Raw genomic sequence first — 16,690 nt, forward strand, 5'->3', positions numbered from 1 at the left:
TTACACCAGCTCAAGCCCGCCTATTCGTTCGTAGCTTGCAAACATCATGGCAAGTACCAACCATTGGCTGGGCTGTTCCGGAATCACACGATATGTTCAAGGATGCGAAGCGGTTACTTCACGCTGCCACTATTTTTCGAGACATTGACGGTGAAGGGACATTTGAATCGCTAGGTTGCTATCGACGAGCTGGTGAGCTTCTTGAGTGGCTCGCACGTTCATCAGATCCTGTAACACGTGATGTACCAGTTAGATTGTTGGCAGCTGGAGCATATCAATTGGCAGGTCTACCAGCGATGGCAACGAGCCTGCTTCGACAAAATAGCTATAGTGGTGTAACTACAGAAATTTTCGCGGCATTTTTGAGCGTAGATTTTGATCGTTTATTAGTGCTCGTAGGGAATTTCTGGGGCGAACATCCTGAACTGACCGGTCGGCAAGGTTCAGCTATTTTGCTGGATGAAATGGGTGATGAGTCTCAGGACCATAAGGCGCGAGAAGGGCTAGCGGAAGGTCTTGCTGGGTCAGATGACCATGACTTTAGGCCGTTTCAGCCTCCGGCCAGCGGGGTTGGAAGATATGTGATAGTCGAGTTAATACGTGTGCTTGGTCTGATTGGCGACAGTATTCGACGCGGAAACAGTAATCGTTTGACGCGATCGCTAGAGAAGCTGGGTGACATTTCTTTGCTGGCTACAAGACTTGCAAGCGATGAACTCTGGATTCTCATCAATATGATTGAGGCAACAGCAAGACGTTTTGCAGCTAATAATTTGCATGATCGTGTTGCACAACTCGCTGAACGTGCGCCAACATTCAGACTGCGGCTTTGGCGTTTTGCCAGAGAGCAATTTGCGAGGGGACGAGGTATTTTATGGGCATCGCAGGTTCGTGGTCTGGAGCGTTTGATAACAAACCAGAGTTTTGCACTTTGTACTCCGACAGGTTCAGGAAAAACGCTTGTCGCGAACTTGGCGCTAGTAAAGGAACTTCTGTTGATAGAACCTAGGCAGAGCCCGGAGCCACTCGCTTTATACCTTGTTCCATCACGTGCTTTAGCAAGTGAAGTGGAAGCGAAACTTACGGGAGAACTGGGCAACGATCTTATTATAACGGGCCTTTACGGCGGAGCTGACTGGGGCATTACTGATTATTGGTTAACAGCCGATCGACCAGTTGTGCTGATTGCTACGGTTGAAAAAGCCGAGGCGCTGATGCGCTATGTTGGTCATCTTCTTGTAACTCGACTTAAGTTATTGATTATAGATGAAGCTCATCAGGTTGTGAGCGAAGGTGATGCCGACGCCGCCAAAGCGCTTGCTGACCATACTAGTCGCTCAATGCGACTTGAGTCACTGGTCTCTAGATTGCTTACCGTTAAACCTCAGATATCAAGAATTGCGCTGACTGCCGTTGCAGGAGGTGCTGCTCATCCGGTAGCTCAATGGATAGAAGGTCATCCTGATGCTGTTCCAGTCGGGGGGGATTATCGAAGCAGCCGACAGCTCATTGGTAAACTGTGTGTTGATCCGCGACATTCGCCCCAAGCTTTACTAGACGTTATGAACGGTCAAGTGCTTTACGTCCAAGGGCGAAATGAACCAGTATATTTACCATTACGGATTCCTGCGATGCCTCAACCATCGGCAATTATTCGTAATAGTCTACCGCACTATACTCAGCTTTATGTACTGTGGACATCCCTGCATTTGCTTGAGGGGAAACGTCGTATTTTAATCTCTGTTGCTCAGTCACCAGAATTATTGATGAAGCGATATGCAGAAGCATTTACATTACCAGGATGGAATACCATTCAACCATTTGTTTTACCTTTAGCACCGGAAGAACGGACTTGTTTTGAAGAGGCTCATGGCGCCTGCATGGATTACTGTGGGCCTAATTCATTTGAGTTGCGATTACTGGAGCACGGTATAGCGACAAGTCATGGGCAGATGCCACAGAGGCTACGTCGTCTCATGACGGTACTTATTGAACGTCGAATTTGCCCAATTACACTTGCCACAGCAACACTTACGGAAGGCGTAAACCTACCGTTTGACATGATTTTTGTTACAAGCATTGAGCGCCGGAGCTTCGATGCCGAGACTGGTCAATCCATCTTTGTACCAATGGGTACGTCTGAATTTCGCAATCTTGCTGGTCGAGCAGGTCGCCCTGGCGCCGCTGAGTCAATCGAAGGTATGACTCTTGTGGCGGTGCCGGAATTTGTATCATCTACTGCGCCAAGTAAGCGTGTCGAGCAACAGCGTAAGGTGAGACATGATGCGAGCCTTTATGATGATTTACTTCGCCGGTTGCAGGCTGAGGAGCAAGTAGCAGAGGTTCGTAGTCCTTTAGTCACATTACTACGTTCTATTTGGCAAAGGGCTGCTCAGCAATTCGGATTACAGTCAGAAGAGCAATTTCATGCTTGGCTGGAATCTACCTTGCCTGAAGCGGTCGGTGAAAATCTTGGTGTTAGGTCACGTGAGCCAGCTGATCTCTTAGGAGATAGTTTAGATGAACTCGATGGCTTCCTGCTATCGGCTACGGAGGAACTGACGCAAGCTGAGGAGGTTGGAAATAATGCGTATACTGAAGCCGTTCTAGCGAACCTCTGGCGAAGTTCTTTTGCTCGCGTTGTTGCTGCCAACGAAGAATGGCTTGAACGTAGCTTCATCAAACGTGGGCGAGCATTTGTAGAGCGACTTTATCCAGACCCCCAGCTTAGAAGACGTCTGTATCAGTATGGTTTTACACCATACATTGGTCAACGGTTCGAACTTATAGTCCCTACAGTTCTGGCAGAGCTTCAAGCAGCTGCAGATTATGGTATTTGGGATACCCAGCGTCGATTCAACCTTGTCATACAACTTGGTGAGCTCATACGAAGAGAACCAGCGCTCACTTTTCGGACGCGAGATTCGGTTGGTGACCGTGAGATACTTCGTAATTGGCATACGGTAACGGGGTGGTGGATGCAATTAGGTGATGGTGTAACGCCTGAGGCTGAGCATTTACGTTCATGGCAACGGTTTGTTACTGAAAATCTCGAGTTTCGTCTTGGTGTGGCCGTTGGTGCTGCTGTAAGTCTAGCATTTGGGCGGAATGCTGATGTGGAGATACCTACATTAGATACTTGGTGTAATACCAGTGACTTACCTTGGATTGCTTTTTGGTTCCGTGAGTTGTTACGGTGGGGTACTCTCGATCCTTTTGTTGCTTTCGCGCTTGGGCAAGGGCTTGCCCGCACTCGTGATGAAGCGATGCGTCGTCGAGGTGAATTTGAACGCTGGTTACGTGCCGAAGTGGGGGATGTTGAACCTGAGACGCTAATCGATCCTCGATGCTTCCTTTCGTGGCAGAGGTCTCTTGAGGACTCCTCTGATGCGGCTCAAGAGGTACAAAGAATCCCGGCGCAATTAACGGCCGTTGATGGGCGAAAAATCAGCTATGACGTACGACCAATAATATCAGACGGTAGCATTAAGTGGATTGATGCTGCGGGATATGCTGTTGCGCAGTCTCAACTTGTGCCAGACCTGCTGACGGGACAATCAGAGAAACACGATTATAGCGTGACAGTTACACCACACGTTGAAGTCCATCGAACTTACTGATTTCGCTTGACGTGGTCATAGCTCACGTCCACACCAAATTGTTTATATCAAAATCAGAGGTCATAAGCGTTATTCTTACTGAAACAAGACAATGAAATTTCACTGTCAGTGAAATTTCATTGTCTCTTGTCTAAGAATATGTTTTACTTATCACAGGTCAGGCGTTCCGCCTGAGCTGTGTTCTTTAAAATGATTGTTCTCATCGTAACAGCGAAGGTCTAGCGTAATTGCCTGCTTATCAGGCCGCTCCTTCATCCGGTGTTGGAGATTTTGACGGGCAGACCAGTGTAATCGGTCAGTCTGAAGCACGTTCATCTTGATGGTGATATGCAGCCAGTCGTGATATGCGGCTACTGGGCAACTGCACTATCGGAATTAACGGGGCTTCATCGTCGCGAAGACTGGTGTTGGGCTTGCGCATCGGGTTGGCTCCTTTCGGCCATCGCCTTGTTACGGGGCTTCGGCGTTTTGCCGATTCAAAGGAGAGCAACATGAATCACGATACTTTAAAGAACACCATCGCAACGCTAGAAAAGCTGCGCGATGCTCACTGCAGCCAACTCGATGCTGGCGCTCTGGCGGAGCTGGACGATGTATTGCGGCAGTTACGCACTCATCGTGACGGCCCGGTAAAAAGCGGGTTCCGGTTTGACGATATTGTCTTCCGGGCACTGCGTATTATTGACGTTGTGGTTCGTCTGATCACAAACATTGATGACTGGATGAAATAATGCAACAAAGCCAAGACGCAGCAGGCCCAATATTTATTTACGGGGTAACTTATGAATGTCGGACAGGCCATCAAGCTGTGCCGGACAAGAAGGGGAATATCACAGACGGATCTGGCGCATAAGGCGGAATGCTCTGTCTCCTATCTTTCTATGCTGGAAAACAACAAGCGTGATCCGACGCTTTCCACTCTCAACAGCATTGCTGCTGCTCTGAAGATCCCTGTCAGCATTATTTTCTTTATTGCTGCTGAGGCCGGTGATTTGAACGGTATTGACAAAGGCCTCCAGGGAGAACTCGCGCGCACTGCGCTGGAACTGCTTAATGAATCACATTCCGTCTGACTCCCCCTTCTACTGCAGACGACGCATCAGCAATATGGCGGCGCTGTCAAAAGCGCTGAATACTTCCCTTGATGAACTCAACAGCCTCGCTCGTCGAGCGGATCAGATGTACCGGCTCGCTAGCAGCCTCACGAAGCCCGACGGTAGTGTGCGCCAGACTTGGGATGCCTATGAACCGCTTAAAAAAGTACAACGTAGCATCAGGTGCAACATCCTGGACAACGTTGTTTATCCGGCTTACCTGACCGGCAGCCTGAAAGGATGCGATTATAAGGTCAACGCATCTTTGCATATTGGCGCGAAAATCGTTATTAATGAAGATATCACGTGTTTTTTCCCGTCAACTTCAGCCACGATAGTGCAAAACATATGGCGGAATTTTTTTGGTTTCGGAAAGGAAGTAGCAGAATGTTTGACCAGACTGACGACGAGACAGGAAGAACTACCTCAGGGTGCTATTACTAGTTCATTTCTGGCCAATCTTGCGTTTTGGAAAGATGAACCGGTACTGCAGGCCAGTCTCCGTGCGCGTGGACTAATTTACTCTCGCTACGTTGATGATATTGCTGTCTCGTCAGTAAACTTTCTTGATAACTCGGCTAAATCGGCTGTGATAGCCTGTGTCTACGGCATGCTTTTCAGGCATGGCTACCGACCCAAACGAACTAAACACGAAATTAAAACCTCTGGAGAGCGGATGGAAGTTACCCGGCTTTCGGTGAATTCAAAGCCCGGTCTCTCTGCTTCCAGACAAAGCCAGATACGCTCGGCGGTCAATCATTTGGAGCAGGCTTTCCTGAGGGGCGAAATTATCGAGTTCGGTAAAGGCCCCTATGCACAAACGTTGGGCCAGGTTCATTTACTAGCTAGATTCCATCCCGGCAAAGCGGAAAAACTCAAACAGCGCTTGCGTGCCCTTAAGAAAATGGAACGGATGAATAAGTGTCCCTAGTGTAAGAACTATGACAAAAATTTTTTACTAAGGTGAAGGCGTGGCAATCTTTGACATTGAAAAAGCCGAATTACTTCGGCTCTCCGATACTCAGCTAGAAGAGCTGATTGCTAGGCTTGCGGAAGCTGAAGTGGCAATGTATGGCCATAGCCCAGCATGTGTAAATTGGTCTGGTTCAATCACTGCCCCAGACGGAGGCGTTGATATCCATGTTCAGATTCCAGTTGATCAACTGAATGCTGGCTTTCTTGTAAGGCCTGATACCGTGTTTCAGGCAAAGAAACCTACAATGCCAAAGTCTGCAATCGAGAAGGAAATGGGCACTGGCAAAGCGCTTTCATCGATCATCTCTGAACAAGCTAGAAAGCAAGGTAGCTACATAATTGTCAGCTTAGGCGATGATTGCTCGCCGTCAGGAAAAGCGAACCGTCTCAAAGCAATGCGAGATGCAGTAAAAGATGATCCCAACAAAGGCAATCTTCATCTTGATTTCTACGATCGTTCCAAACTCATTCAATGGTTGCGCCAACACCAATCAGTCATGCTGTGGACAAAAGGGAAACTTGGACAAGGGTATTCCGGTTGGCAACCATACGGTGCGTGGAGCAATCCACCACAAGGTGTTACGGACACTTTAATCTCAGCCCCTGGTGTAACCATTACTTTGCCATCGGGAAAGGGGCAAAAACTCAAAATTGATGAAGCAATTAGCCCAATGCGAGCTCTTATCCGGTCAACGAATAAGGCCGTTCGTATTACAGGATTGTCTGGTGTTGGGAAGACAAGGATCGTTCAGGCACTCTTCGATGAAACAGTTGGAACAGATGCGCTTGACCGAACAGTAGCTATTTATGTTGATACTGGATCTGAGCCAGTGCCTTCGGCAACGGCGATGCTCGATAAGCTGATCGCTGAGGGCCGACGAGCCATCATGATCCTCGACAATTGCCCATCAGAACTACACGCTTCACTTGCCAGCAAAGTATCAGCCTCTGGAAGAGAAGTAAGTCTCATCACTATCGAGTACGACATTAGAGATGACAAACCACAGACAACAGAGGTCATCCACATTGAGACAGATGGTCCGGAGGTGGCAGAGCAACTTCTTATCCGTCGCTTCCCTTCTATTGGTCAGAATAATGCCCGCCGAATTGCTGAGTTTGCAGACGGAAATGCAAGAGTTGCTTTGGCTATAGCGGAGAGGGGGAAGGAAGGTGAGAGTTTGGCTCTGCTTTCTGATGCGCAGTTGTTTAATCGCTTGTTTGAACAGCGTAATCATCCCGACGGTAATTTACGGGAGCAAGCTGAAATATTGTCTCTGGTATATTCGTTCTCGGTCTCTAGTCCAGATGCTGTTACCGATGAACTGGAAATATTGGGTGCATTCTTTGGGTATCCTAAAATCCAGTTATTCAAAGCTGTTACGAAGTTGATGGAACGTCATGTTGTTCAGAAGAGATCCCACTGGAGAGCCATACTTCCCCATGCCATTGCTAACAAGTTGGCAGCATCTGCACTTAATAGTATTCCGGTTGATCAACTTAGGGCGACATTTGAAGCTCCGGATTGTGAGCGTTTATTAATGTCTTTTGCACACCGGCTTGGGCTGTTGCATGACCACCCTGTTGCGAGAGAGATTGTTGAAGCTTGGCTTCAGCCTGAAGGCATGCTAGGGAGTATAATCGAACTAAATGACGCTTCGGCACGAATACTTGAGTATATCGGGCCAGTTGCACCTGAAGCATTACTCAACCGAATTGAGGCCGTACTCTCCTCATCTGATTTTAAAGGTGTGGAACCTAGCTACAACCCACAGCGGCGAAGCGTTCTCAGTCTTTTACAAGTATTGGCATACGAACCGAACGCCTTTGAGCGATGCGCCAGGCTCCTTATTCGAATGGCAGACGACGAAGCCGATAATAATGACCAGCATTCTGCTCGAAACATGGTCCCAAGGTTTTTCCAGGCGTACCTGTCTGGTACTCACTCATCCCTGAGCCAGCGTATTGATTTAATGAACGAATGCATTGCATCAGACATGGTGGCGCGCAGATCTCTAGGTTTCAAAATGCTGTCAACTGCCTTGGACGGCCCACCGTGGTCAGGGTTTGGGGTGAATGAGTTTGGAGCCCGACCAAGGGACTATGGATACGAACCCAACTATGATGAACTTGTAGAATGGCGCAGCGCCTTTATTGACGTTGTGGTCCGATTAGGGACATCCGGAGATCCTGAGCTTGAAGGGCCCGCACGATCAATCCTAGCTAACGAATTCAGGGGAATTTGGTTTCAAGAAGCGATGCGAGACAAACTCGTCGATGCTGCCCGTACATTAAATGCTTTTAGTCCTTGGGGGGAAGGTTGGAAAGCCGTTCGTTCAACGGTCTATCTTGACTATACCAAACGTAGCGATGGAGATGATGTTAAGCAGTTGCCGGACAATCTTGCTGCCTTAGAGAAGGAGTTGGAGCCCACGGAGTTAATTCCAACAATAAAGACATATGTATTGAGTACAAATCATGATTATTGGGCACTGGATGCAGATTTCGATCATGAGGACTCCAATAAATATGCCGCAGTTGGAAAACGACTGGAAGCCAAAGTACTTCAATTGGGACAGGACTTTGCCTTATCAAATCATGTGCTTGAGGAGTTAGGAGCAGAGCTGTTCTTCATCGGTGGAATGCCCTATCGCGCCGTCTTTGGTCGAGGACTTGCTCGAGGGGCACATGATCTACGTATTGGCTGGCAGCGACTTGTTGAACAAATAGAAAAGCAGCCAGATGTTAATAAAGACTTTGGAGTCATAGGAGGCTTCATTGAAGAAGTTGACTCTGTCGATCCAGCATTAGCGCAGGAGTTTCTTGACCAATGTGTGCAGCATCCTGAACTTAGACAGGTATTGGTTAGCTTGCATCCGCGGCGGGAGTACACAGTACAGGATTTGGAGCGCTGCATGACGCTTCTGGATGAGTCTGACACTAATTTGCCCATGTATGGACCGATCCTGTGGAGAGATCAATATGCTAATTTACCAAGAAACTGTGTTCTTGATCTTACTCTCCAGTTGCTGAGTAAACCAAATGGCGATGATGTAGTTTTAGATGCTCTCAGCATGAAGGTTCATGGCAAGGATAAAACAGTTGATACTCTTGGTACGGACCTTAGGCAGGCTGGCCTGAGAGCCGCAATCCATAGACTCAACAGAGATGATAATGCCTCTGGTGGGTCCAGAGATTATGGAATGGAGCTCGTCGTTGGTGCTGCGCTGCGTTTTGATGGCAATGAGTCAGAAAAGTTAGAATGGCTGGACACGATTTTTTCTATTGTTGATAGGCACTACGGTTATATTCAGTCGTTTAAAAAGTCCATTGAGACCACCGCAGCATTGATGCCTGAGGCATTCCTTGATCGCATTTTTGAAGGGGATGAAGAACAGAAAAAAAGAAGATTATTTTTTATTAACCGTAGTAGCTCACGTGGGTTACCGCTTGCCAAAATTGATGTCGACGACTTAATTGAGTGGTGTAAGGCAAAAAATGATCCACACGTATGGCCTTCTATTGCGGCTGGTATAACTCTTTGGTCAAAGGATGCATTGATCTATGAAGCACCAAAAGATCCCGAGCAGAACGAACTTACCTTGACGGAAGATGCTATCAAGTTTCTTGAGGCCTCACCTAATCCAAAAGCTGTTCTTGATTCTTTCGCTGAGCGAGTTATTCCTTCATCTTGGTCTGGAAGTCGGGCGAACGTCATGCAACTTAGAGCGGATGCGATGGGTCAATTGCTCAAACACGAATGCCCAGGTATCTCTGAGGCTGCCAAAGTAGTTTGTGAAAAAATGATTCAGTGGGTAGAACGCCAAAAAGAATGCGAACAACGGGAAGATAGTGAAAGGGAACAGCGGTTTGAATAAAGGCTACTAGCCTATACAAACGTTCTGCGTTAAGGAGAAAGTAATGGAATCTGCACGTGATAAACGTACCGGAGAAAAAGTCGAGGCTGAAGATCTCTGGCTGCTGGATAGCGTTGATACTGAAGGCTACGTGTGCTGGGGATGTGGTATAACCATGCATCCGGCTGCATGGGAAAAAGATAAAAAAGTCAGAGCCTATTTTAAAAAGAAACGCCATATTCAACATCATCATGAATGTGATGCTGATGCTGAAAGCACAGTAATTCGCCAGGGGCAGAAGGAGAGTGTCCGCAACATACTGGACAGTGCTCCAAGTTTAATGCCCTCGGGATTAAAGTTGATTGAGCAACGCCCGGTTGTTGAACCAAGTATCGCAGGTGATGAAAGCAAGTCCAGTTCGACGCGTTCAGCATCCTCAGTATCTGGTGAAGGTAATTCACCTGAACGACAATCCCGGCGTCAAGTGAATACTATCCGCAATATTTGCCGTGCCTTCATCCGCTTCCCATATGATCGAGGAATGTCGCTAAACGTTCCTGGTATCAAGGGGCAAACTTACTCAGAGGTGTTTAAAAAGCTCCAAAGTAAAATTCAGCCCTACCCGGAGCCAAAGATCTTTTATGCTGAACTACTCTGGAATAAATTTGTTGAAGATGATGAAAAACTCATCATCCCGTTGTCTGGCGCGTGGGCAGAAGACGAATCAGGAAAGCGTAAACCTTCCCGAAGTTACCAGATCCACATAAAATGGGCTGGGTGGTCAAAAGCCAAGCGGACAGTGGTAAGTAAAGAGTTGGAAGCTGCTCGGACAGAGGCACAGGAAGCTAAAGCAAAAAGATTGAGAGTGTTCAGAATTCTGTGTCACGTTAAAAATTCTACAGTGTCATCACATTATTCAGCCGCCCTTCAAAATAAATGGCTAACTGCGACAATGTCAAATTCCAGCTCTGAATGGGCATTGTCCATTTCTCCTGTGCGTTCCTCAGACCCAGATAAAGCAGCTTCAGAAGACTGTTTTCATTCGGGAAAGCACCTTTGGTTTTGGTCAGCTTCCTGAACTGACGGTGTACCGATTCGATAGCATTCGTGGTGTAAATGACCTTGCGGATAGTCGCCGGATAGCGGAAGTACGCCGACAGGTTTGCCCACTTGCGACGCCACGACTGGAGCACCACCGGATACTGCTGGCCCCATTTTGCTTCCAGCTCGTCCAGCGCCGTTTCCGCCGCCTCTTTTGACACCGCACGATACACTGGCTTCAGGTCAGCCATGAACGCTTTATGGTGCTTCGACGCCACATATTTAATCGAGTTACGTATCTGGTGAATAATACATAGCTGAACTTCCGTTTGCGGATAAATACTGTTTATTGCTTCCGGGAAGCCGGTCAGCCGTAAGCGTCCGGTGATCTCATATTGCTAGCAAAACTCTGTTGCCACATGCTGCCTTCATTCAAGACAACGAATCGGAGGGGAAATATGGCAAAACGGTATTCTCACAGTGAACGGCAACAACATCTCGACACCTGGCAACAGAGCGGATTGTCTAAAAAACACTATTGCCGACAGCATGACCTGAACCCAGCCACCTTTTATTACTGGCTAAAGCATCATCGTGATGACGCTACCGTGAGCGTTCCCGCTGCCTTTATTCCTGCGCACCGAGTGATGCCCGGGAATAATGATGCTGACACGGTAACGCTCAACCTCCCCAATGGCTGTTCGGTCAGGTGTCTTCCGACGCAATTGCGGGCGGTGATGCAGGCCCTGTCCCTATGTTAACACCGCACCACATCTGGCTGGCACGGGAGCCCGTCGATATGCGCCGGGGCATTGATACCCTGACGCAATACATTACCGACCACCTGCACCAACCCTGGCAAGGGGAAGCTGCTTTTGTCTTTTGCAACAAGGCACGCTCGCGCATCAAAGTCCTGCGCTGGGACAAGCACGGCGTCTGGCTGTGTCTGCGTCGTCTTCATCAAGGCCATTTTGTCTGGCCCCGACAAGGTGATGTCGCCTGGCTGCTGTCACCCGAGCAGGTCGACTGGTTGATGAAAGGCATTGACTGGCAGCGGGTGGATGGTCTGGATTTAACCGGCTGGAAATAACGAAAAATAGTGATTAATACATTGATTATCAATGACAATATGGTGCCATGTTGATAAAGTGTTCGCATGAATATCGATGCCTTGCTGACCTCAAAAGACCCCGACGAACTGCGCACTCTGGCGTTGAAATTACTCGCAGACCTTGAACAGCAGACGCAGCGAAACCAGACACAAACGTGCTATATCCAGCAACTGGAAGACGCACTGAAAAACGCCCGTCAGTGGCGCTTCGGGCGTAAAAGCGAAGCCTTCCAGGGCGAACAGCGCGGGTTGTTCGACGAAGATATCGAGGCCGATGCCGCCGATATCGAGCAGCAACTGGCGACTCTGTTACCCGAGCCGAAAACACCCAAACCGCAGGTACCCAAGCGCCAACCTCTGCCGCGTGAACTGCCCCGGGAAGAGGTTCGTCTGGCGCCGGCGTCTGATAGCTGCCCAGACTGTGGTTACCCCCTGCGCTTCATTCGTGATGAAATCAGCGAACGGCTGGAATATGTTCCGGCTCGCTTCATCGTGCATCGCCATGTCCGCCCGCAGTTCAGTTGTGCACACTGTGAAACAGTCGTCAGCGAGCCGCTACCGGCACAGCTGATTGAAAAAGGTCTGCCCGGTCCGGGTCTGCTGGCGCAGGTGGTGTGTGCCAAAAGTCTTGACCACCTGCCGCTCTACCGTCAGCAAGTGATATATCAACGTAGCGGTGTCGACCTGCCTCGCAGTACCTTGGCGGGTTGGTTCGGTGCCGTGGGTGCTGCCCTGAAACCGTTGGCCCAGGCGCTGCATCAGGACCTGTTGCAACACCCGGTCCTGCAGGCCGACGAAACCCCGCTCTCCATCCTCGACCCCGGCAAGGGCAAAACCCAACGCGGTTATCTGTGGGCTTATATCACCGCGCTGGGGGCTGACCGGTCGATAGTGCTTTATGATTGCCAGCCGGGGCGCAGTGGTCAGTATGCCCGCGATGTGCTTGAGGGTTGGCGCGGTACCCTGGTGGTGGACGGTTATGCCGGTTACCAGGCGTTGTTCGACAGCGGCCAGGCACTTGAGGCTGGATGTTGGGCGCACGCCCGGCGCAAGTTCTTCGAACTGTTTACTGCCAACAAAAGCCCGGTGGCCAAGGTTGCGCTGGATACAATCCGTGAGCTTTATAAGCTTGAGCGTAAAATCAAACCTCGGTCGGCGTATAAGAAACGCCAATGGCGACGGCGATACGCCAAACCCCGGCTGGAGACCTTCCATCAATGGCTGTTGTTGCAACAGACACACTCGGCACCCAACTCCGGGCTGCGCAAGGCGCTGGACTATACCCTGAAACGTTGGCCTGCGTTGCTGTGTTACCTGGACGATGGCCGCGTACCCATCGACAATAATCGCACTGAAAACTGCCTCCGTCCGGTGGCCATAGGCCGCAAAAACTGGCTCTTTGCCGGGTCGTTGCGTGCTGGGCAACGGATGGCGGCTATCCTGAGTCTGCTGGAAACCGCCAAACTCAACGGTCACGACCCTTACGTCTGGTTGCGCGATGTGCTGACCCGCTTGCCGACTTGGCCCAGCAATAGGCTCAGCGAGCTATTACCCTACGCCGAAAACAGCTTCAGCTAATATCCACCAGTTTATTACACTACTTTAATAACACAACGCGAGTTCGCCGGACGCTTACGGTCAGCCCATCCACGCAGGCGATCAGAATGTCTTCAACGCCACGGTTTTGCAGGTCGCTTAATACGGATAACCAGAAGTTTGCGCCTTCGCTTTCCGACAGATACAGGCCCAGAATGTCTTTTTTGCCTTCCAGATCCAGCGCCAGCACAGTGTAAACGGCTTTGCTCTGGTAACGGCCATCCTCGCGGATTTTATAGTGAATGGCATCCAGCCAGACGAAAGGATAAACCTTCTCCAGCGGGCGCTGCTGCCACTGTTTTAATTCGGGGATGACTTTATCCGTTACAGCGCTGATGGTGGCGGTGGAAACACTGAAAGCATATAACTCCTCAATCTCCCGGCTGATATCCTGGTAGCTCATCCCCAGCGCAAACAGGCGGATGATCTTGCGTTCAATTTCATCGGACAGTGTGGTCTGGTGCTTCTTCACTAACTGAGGCTCAAAAGAGCCATTACGATCACGCGGAGTCGCCAGTTCGAAGCTGCCGGTCGGGGCTTTAATAGTCTTTTTACCAGAACCGTTTTTACGGTTGGCTTCAACATCCTGAGCCAGATGAGAGTCGAGCTCAGCGGCCAGAGCAGCCTCAGTTAACTGTTTGATTAGCGGAGTTAAAACACCATCTTTACCGGTTAATGCCTGGCCGGACTGGAGTGCCTTAAGCGCTTTGTCGAAATCGAAGGGTTGGGACATGTGTCATTCCTTTTTAGGGATATATTACTGGAATGACACAGAATTTCTAACACTCCCAAAAGATTAAAAGATAAGGCTTGGGTCTTCTTTATCGGTGAGCAAAGCGCTGATAGCCCGGAGATTTTCTACGTCACTGATTACCGGTTAATTTGTGCGATCGTGGGGCATATTACTTAACTCTGAAGTAAAAAAGGCCTTCCCACGCAGAGAAGGCCTGCTCACATGGCTATTTCCGGCTACCTCCGAAGTTGCGTTCACCTTCTTCGTAAATTTTGCTATCAAGTTTGGTCAAATAGTCCAGTCTATGTAGTAGCTCCCCGTACTCATAGATATAATCTGCCGAATTCCGGTCCAGTATATACCGGCAGTTATCAGGGAAGTGAACCAACCCAGGGTAGTCTTCCAGTTCCAGTCCTAATGCACTGTACCAGGCTCTGGTGATCATCATTCGTAAGCTGGTGTCGATATTATAATCTCCCAGCTTGTTGTAGGCCTGTTCGTTGAACACAAAGCAAACGTGGAAGTGGCATTTCCCTGACTGGCTGAATTCTTTAGCCCACACATTACGCAGGGTATTGGGGTGAACCCGTGCACCGTTACGCTTTCTTCGCAGCTCACTGTTTTTCAACATCTCTTTTAACGCGTTTATCGACCGGGATATTGCTCCAGGTTTAAGGTTATGGAAGCAGCCGACGGTATCTTCCAGTATGGGGGGGTAATGGTAATCAGTACGTACGGCCATAATGCTGGGATATTCGTTAGTGGAATAGCTGAGCACCTCAAGTATTGTGTCTAGATTGTCTGCGTTGTGTAATCCATGCGATCCAATGTATGTTTTCATAATATATACCTATGTGGTTGGTCCTACGGTCTGTCAGGGACCGTATTGGTTATTGCCACACAGACAGGGCTATACTTGCTCAGAGTTAGGGGTATATACTGGTATCAGATCTTAGTACTAGAATACTATTATGATCTGACTGTTAATATATCTCTTAGCTAACTATTAACAGGTAGTAAGAGGATGTGACCATTATAATACCTTTTCCTACGCCTAAATTTGAGATGAAGTCAGCCCCAGCCTGTGGTGACTATTTAAAAGTAACTCTGCAATTAGGTTTGAAAAATGGCGACTGCTACAAGTCTAATCCTTGCAGTAACTCTGCTGGAGTTTTGTTTATCATTTTAGGTTTCACTATTGTGGTTCGTCCTTCCTTACCAACCTGAATTCTGCCATTGAGCAACAACGCAGTTAATGTATTATCGAGAGTTGTCTTGTCTCTGAACCGGTTTGGCCCAAGTTGTAATATTGCATTTTTCTTCATATATGGCTTTCCTGTTTTTACCAAGTTTTGATTACAATAGTTATTTATCCATTCCCACAATTCGTTTTCATCATTCATGATTAACTTTTGCTCCCCACTCTTACTAAATAATCTAATGTGTTCATCACCAAACCATAAGCAAATAGCCCTTGCTGAAATGACAGCATCTAATGAAATATCACCAGGATACCCCCAAAAGTAGTGCAGCAACGCAGCAATTCTCGCCATGTTATCAGCCATTTTGGAGGCATAATCTTTAAAGTCCGCTAATAAACCAGTATCTCTCGTTTCTACTTCGGTATCATTGTGAAATTTAATCCAAAGCTTTTCTGCATCATTAGTAAATCGCAGGCATTTCTTTTCTCCGTTATTAAGTATCTCAGTGCTTTTTTTTATTATCTCCATTAGTCGATTCTGGAACGACTTTAGGTTTTTAGTTGATATATTTTGGTTTTCAATGAGCCTATAACCTTGTGTTGAACCCGGCTCGCAAATAAGGAAGCGAGCCAAAAAACCATTCCCTCTGGCCTCTTCATCATTTCGCATAATAAATTTATTAAATGGCTTGGGTTGAGTCATTAAAGATAAAGTTAGTCTTGCATTCTTTATCAGAATTTCATCCGCATTTTTCCTTTGTACTGATACCGTTGACCCATCCCACATTTGATTCATGAAAGGTAAGTCCCTCAATGCATGGCTATCAAAAACGCTCCCTGCTTCATGGGACATCAGACCGACAGAATTATAATCGCCGCAAAGATATTCTTTCATAGCTGCGGGTGTGACATCATTGAATATCAGTTTGTAGCGCACTGGTGACTTAGGGTATGACCTATGTAATTCGCTCAGTTGCTCAACCACATCTGAAGTATCCCTACATTTTCGGGTATTTACCCTTAGCTCCGAAAGTAATGCTTTCTTTCGAACCTTAAATATCTCCATTTCTTGGTTATACGTTTCTACGTTTTTTTTGTAAATCTCATGCTGCTCCTGTTCAAATTGATACATTGCACTCATCAGAACTTTCTCTACCGTGCTTTTCCTCTCTCCGGACAAGGCTTTTATAATGAAGTAAAGAGATGTAGGCCCTACCAACCCTTCCATTCTGCGAACATCAATTGCCCCCTGACATGCTAGAGCAATTACTGACAAAGCAGTTACTGCAATCATGGATACAGGTGCTTGAGTCAAATTTCTTACTTCACTGATAACTTCTTGCATTGAGGGGGGAAGCATTCCCGTGGGGAATTCATTTTCACTCAACGTTTAACCTCCTCTTTTTTAGCTTGTGCCTCATGCTTGGGCAGCTATTCTGCTACTAATAGCAAAATAGCAGCGTAA

General features: G+C 48.0%; 10 protein-coding genes and 2 pseudogenes. 8 read left to right on the plus strand and 4 right to left on the minus strand.

Translation table 11 applies throughout. From position 1 onward, the window contains the following. Positions 1-92: 92 nt before the first annotated feature. The 5 genes from Z042_RS10395 to Z042_RS10415 all read left to right on the plus strand — a co-directional run bounded on the left by Z042_RS10395 (position 93) and on the right by Z042_RS10415 (position 9,564). A complete protein-coding gene (locus Z042_RS10395; RefSeq protein ID WP_202901363.1) occupies positions 93-3,620 on the plus strand; it encodes a DEAD/DEAH box helicase in 3,528 nt (1,175 codons plus the stop codon). 491 nt (positions 3,621-4,111) lie between these two features. After that, positions 4,112-4,351 carry a hypothetical protein gene (locus tag Z042_RS10400; RefSeq protein ID WP_024914509.1) on the plus strand — a complete coding sequence of 80 codons (240 nt, stop codon included), beginning with the start codon at positions 4,112-4,114 and terminating at the stop codon, positions 4,349-4,351. A gap of 51 nt (positions 4,352-4,402) precedes the next feature. After that, a complete protein-coding gene (locus Z042_RS10405) occupies positions 4,403-4,693 on the plus strand; it encodes a helix-turn-helix domain-containing protein (protein WP_024914508.1) in 291 nt (96 codons plus the stop codon). Beyond that, positions 4,674-5,645: a reverse transcriptase family protein gene (locus Z042_RS10410; RefSeq protein ID WP_024914507.1), complete on the plus strand. Its 972-nt coding sequence runs from the start codon at positions 4,674-4,676 to the stop codon at positions 5,643-5,645. The genes Z042_RS10405 and Z042_RS10410 overlap by 20 nt, the downstream gene beginning before the upstream one ends. Before the next feature lie 40 nt (positions 5,646-5,685). Further along, positions 5,686-9,564 (plus strand): P-loop NTPase family protein, encoded by a 3,879-nt coding sequence (locus Z042_RS10415; protein WP_024914506.1) that lies wholly within the window; start codon positions 5,686-5,688, stop codon positions 9,562-9,564. A gap of 875 nt (positions 9,565-10,439) precedes the next feature. Here Z042_RS10415 and Z042_RS10420 read toward each other — a convergent pair. After that, positions 10,440-10,955: pseudogene (locus Z042_RS10420) on the minus strand (IS256 family transposase); the annotation flags it as partial. 87 nt (positions 10,956-11,042) lie between these two features. Between Z042_RS10420 and tnpA the strand changes: the two are divergent. From tnpA to tnpC, 3 genes are all read left to right on the plus strand, one after another. After that, positions 11,043-11,345, plus strand: coding sequence for an IS66 family insertion sequence element accessory protein TnpA (gene tnpA / locus Z042_RS24985; RefSeq protein WP_071882818.1), 303 nt, complete (start codon positions 11,043-11,045; stop codon positions 11,343-11,345). Continuing rightward, positions 11,339-11,674, plus strand: coding sequence for an IS66 family insertion sequence element accessory protein TnpB (gene tnpB, locus Z042_RS10425; protein ID WP_024914513.1), 336 nt, complete (start codon positions 11,339-11,341; stop codon positions 11,672-11,674). The genes tnpA and tnpB overlap by 7 nt, the downstream gene beginning before the upstream one ends. A gap of 66 nt (positions 11,675-11,740) precedes the next feature. Beyond that, entirely contained in the window at positions 11,741-13,273 is a 1,533-nt protein-coding gene (gene tnpC, locus Z042_RS10430) for an IS66 family transposase (RefSeq protein WP_024914512.1), read from the plus strand. Positions 13,274-13,331: 58 nt separating this feature from the next. Here the strand turns inward: tnpC and Z042_RS10435 are convergent. The 3 genes and pseudogenes from Z042_RS10435 to Z042_RS10445 form a co-directional block, all read right to left on the minus strand. Next, positions 13,332-14,024, minus strand: a pseudogene (locus Z042_RS10435) (IS256 family transposase); the annotation flags it as partial. 226 nt (positions 14,025-14,250) lie between these two features. Continuing rightward, positions 14,251-14,865, minus strand: a complete 615-nt coding sequence (locus Z042_RS10440) for an inovirus Gp2 family protein (protein WP_024913214.1) — start codon at positions 14,863-14,865, stop codon at positions 14,251-14,253. A gap of 295 nt (positions 14,866-15,160) precedes the next feature. Continuing rightward, positions 15,161-16,612, minus strand: a complete 1,452-nt coding sequence (locus Z042_RS10445; protein ID WP_024913213.1) for a YfjI family protein — start codon at positions 16,610-16,612, stop codon at positions 15,161-15,163. Positions 16,613-16,690: the final 78 nt, after the last annotated feature.

The sequence above is a fragment of the Chania multitudinisentens RB-25 genome, from assembly GCF_000520015.2.
Taxonomy (GTDB): domain Bacteria; phylum Pseudomonadota; class Gammaproteobacteria; order Enterobacterales; family Enterobacteriaceae; genus Chania; species Chania multitudinisentens.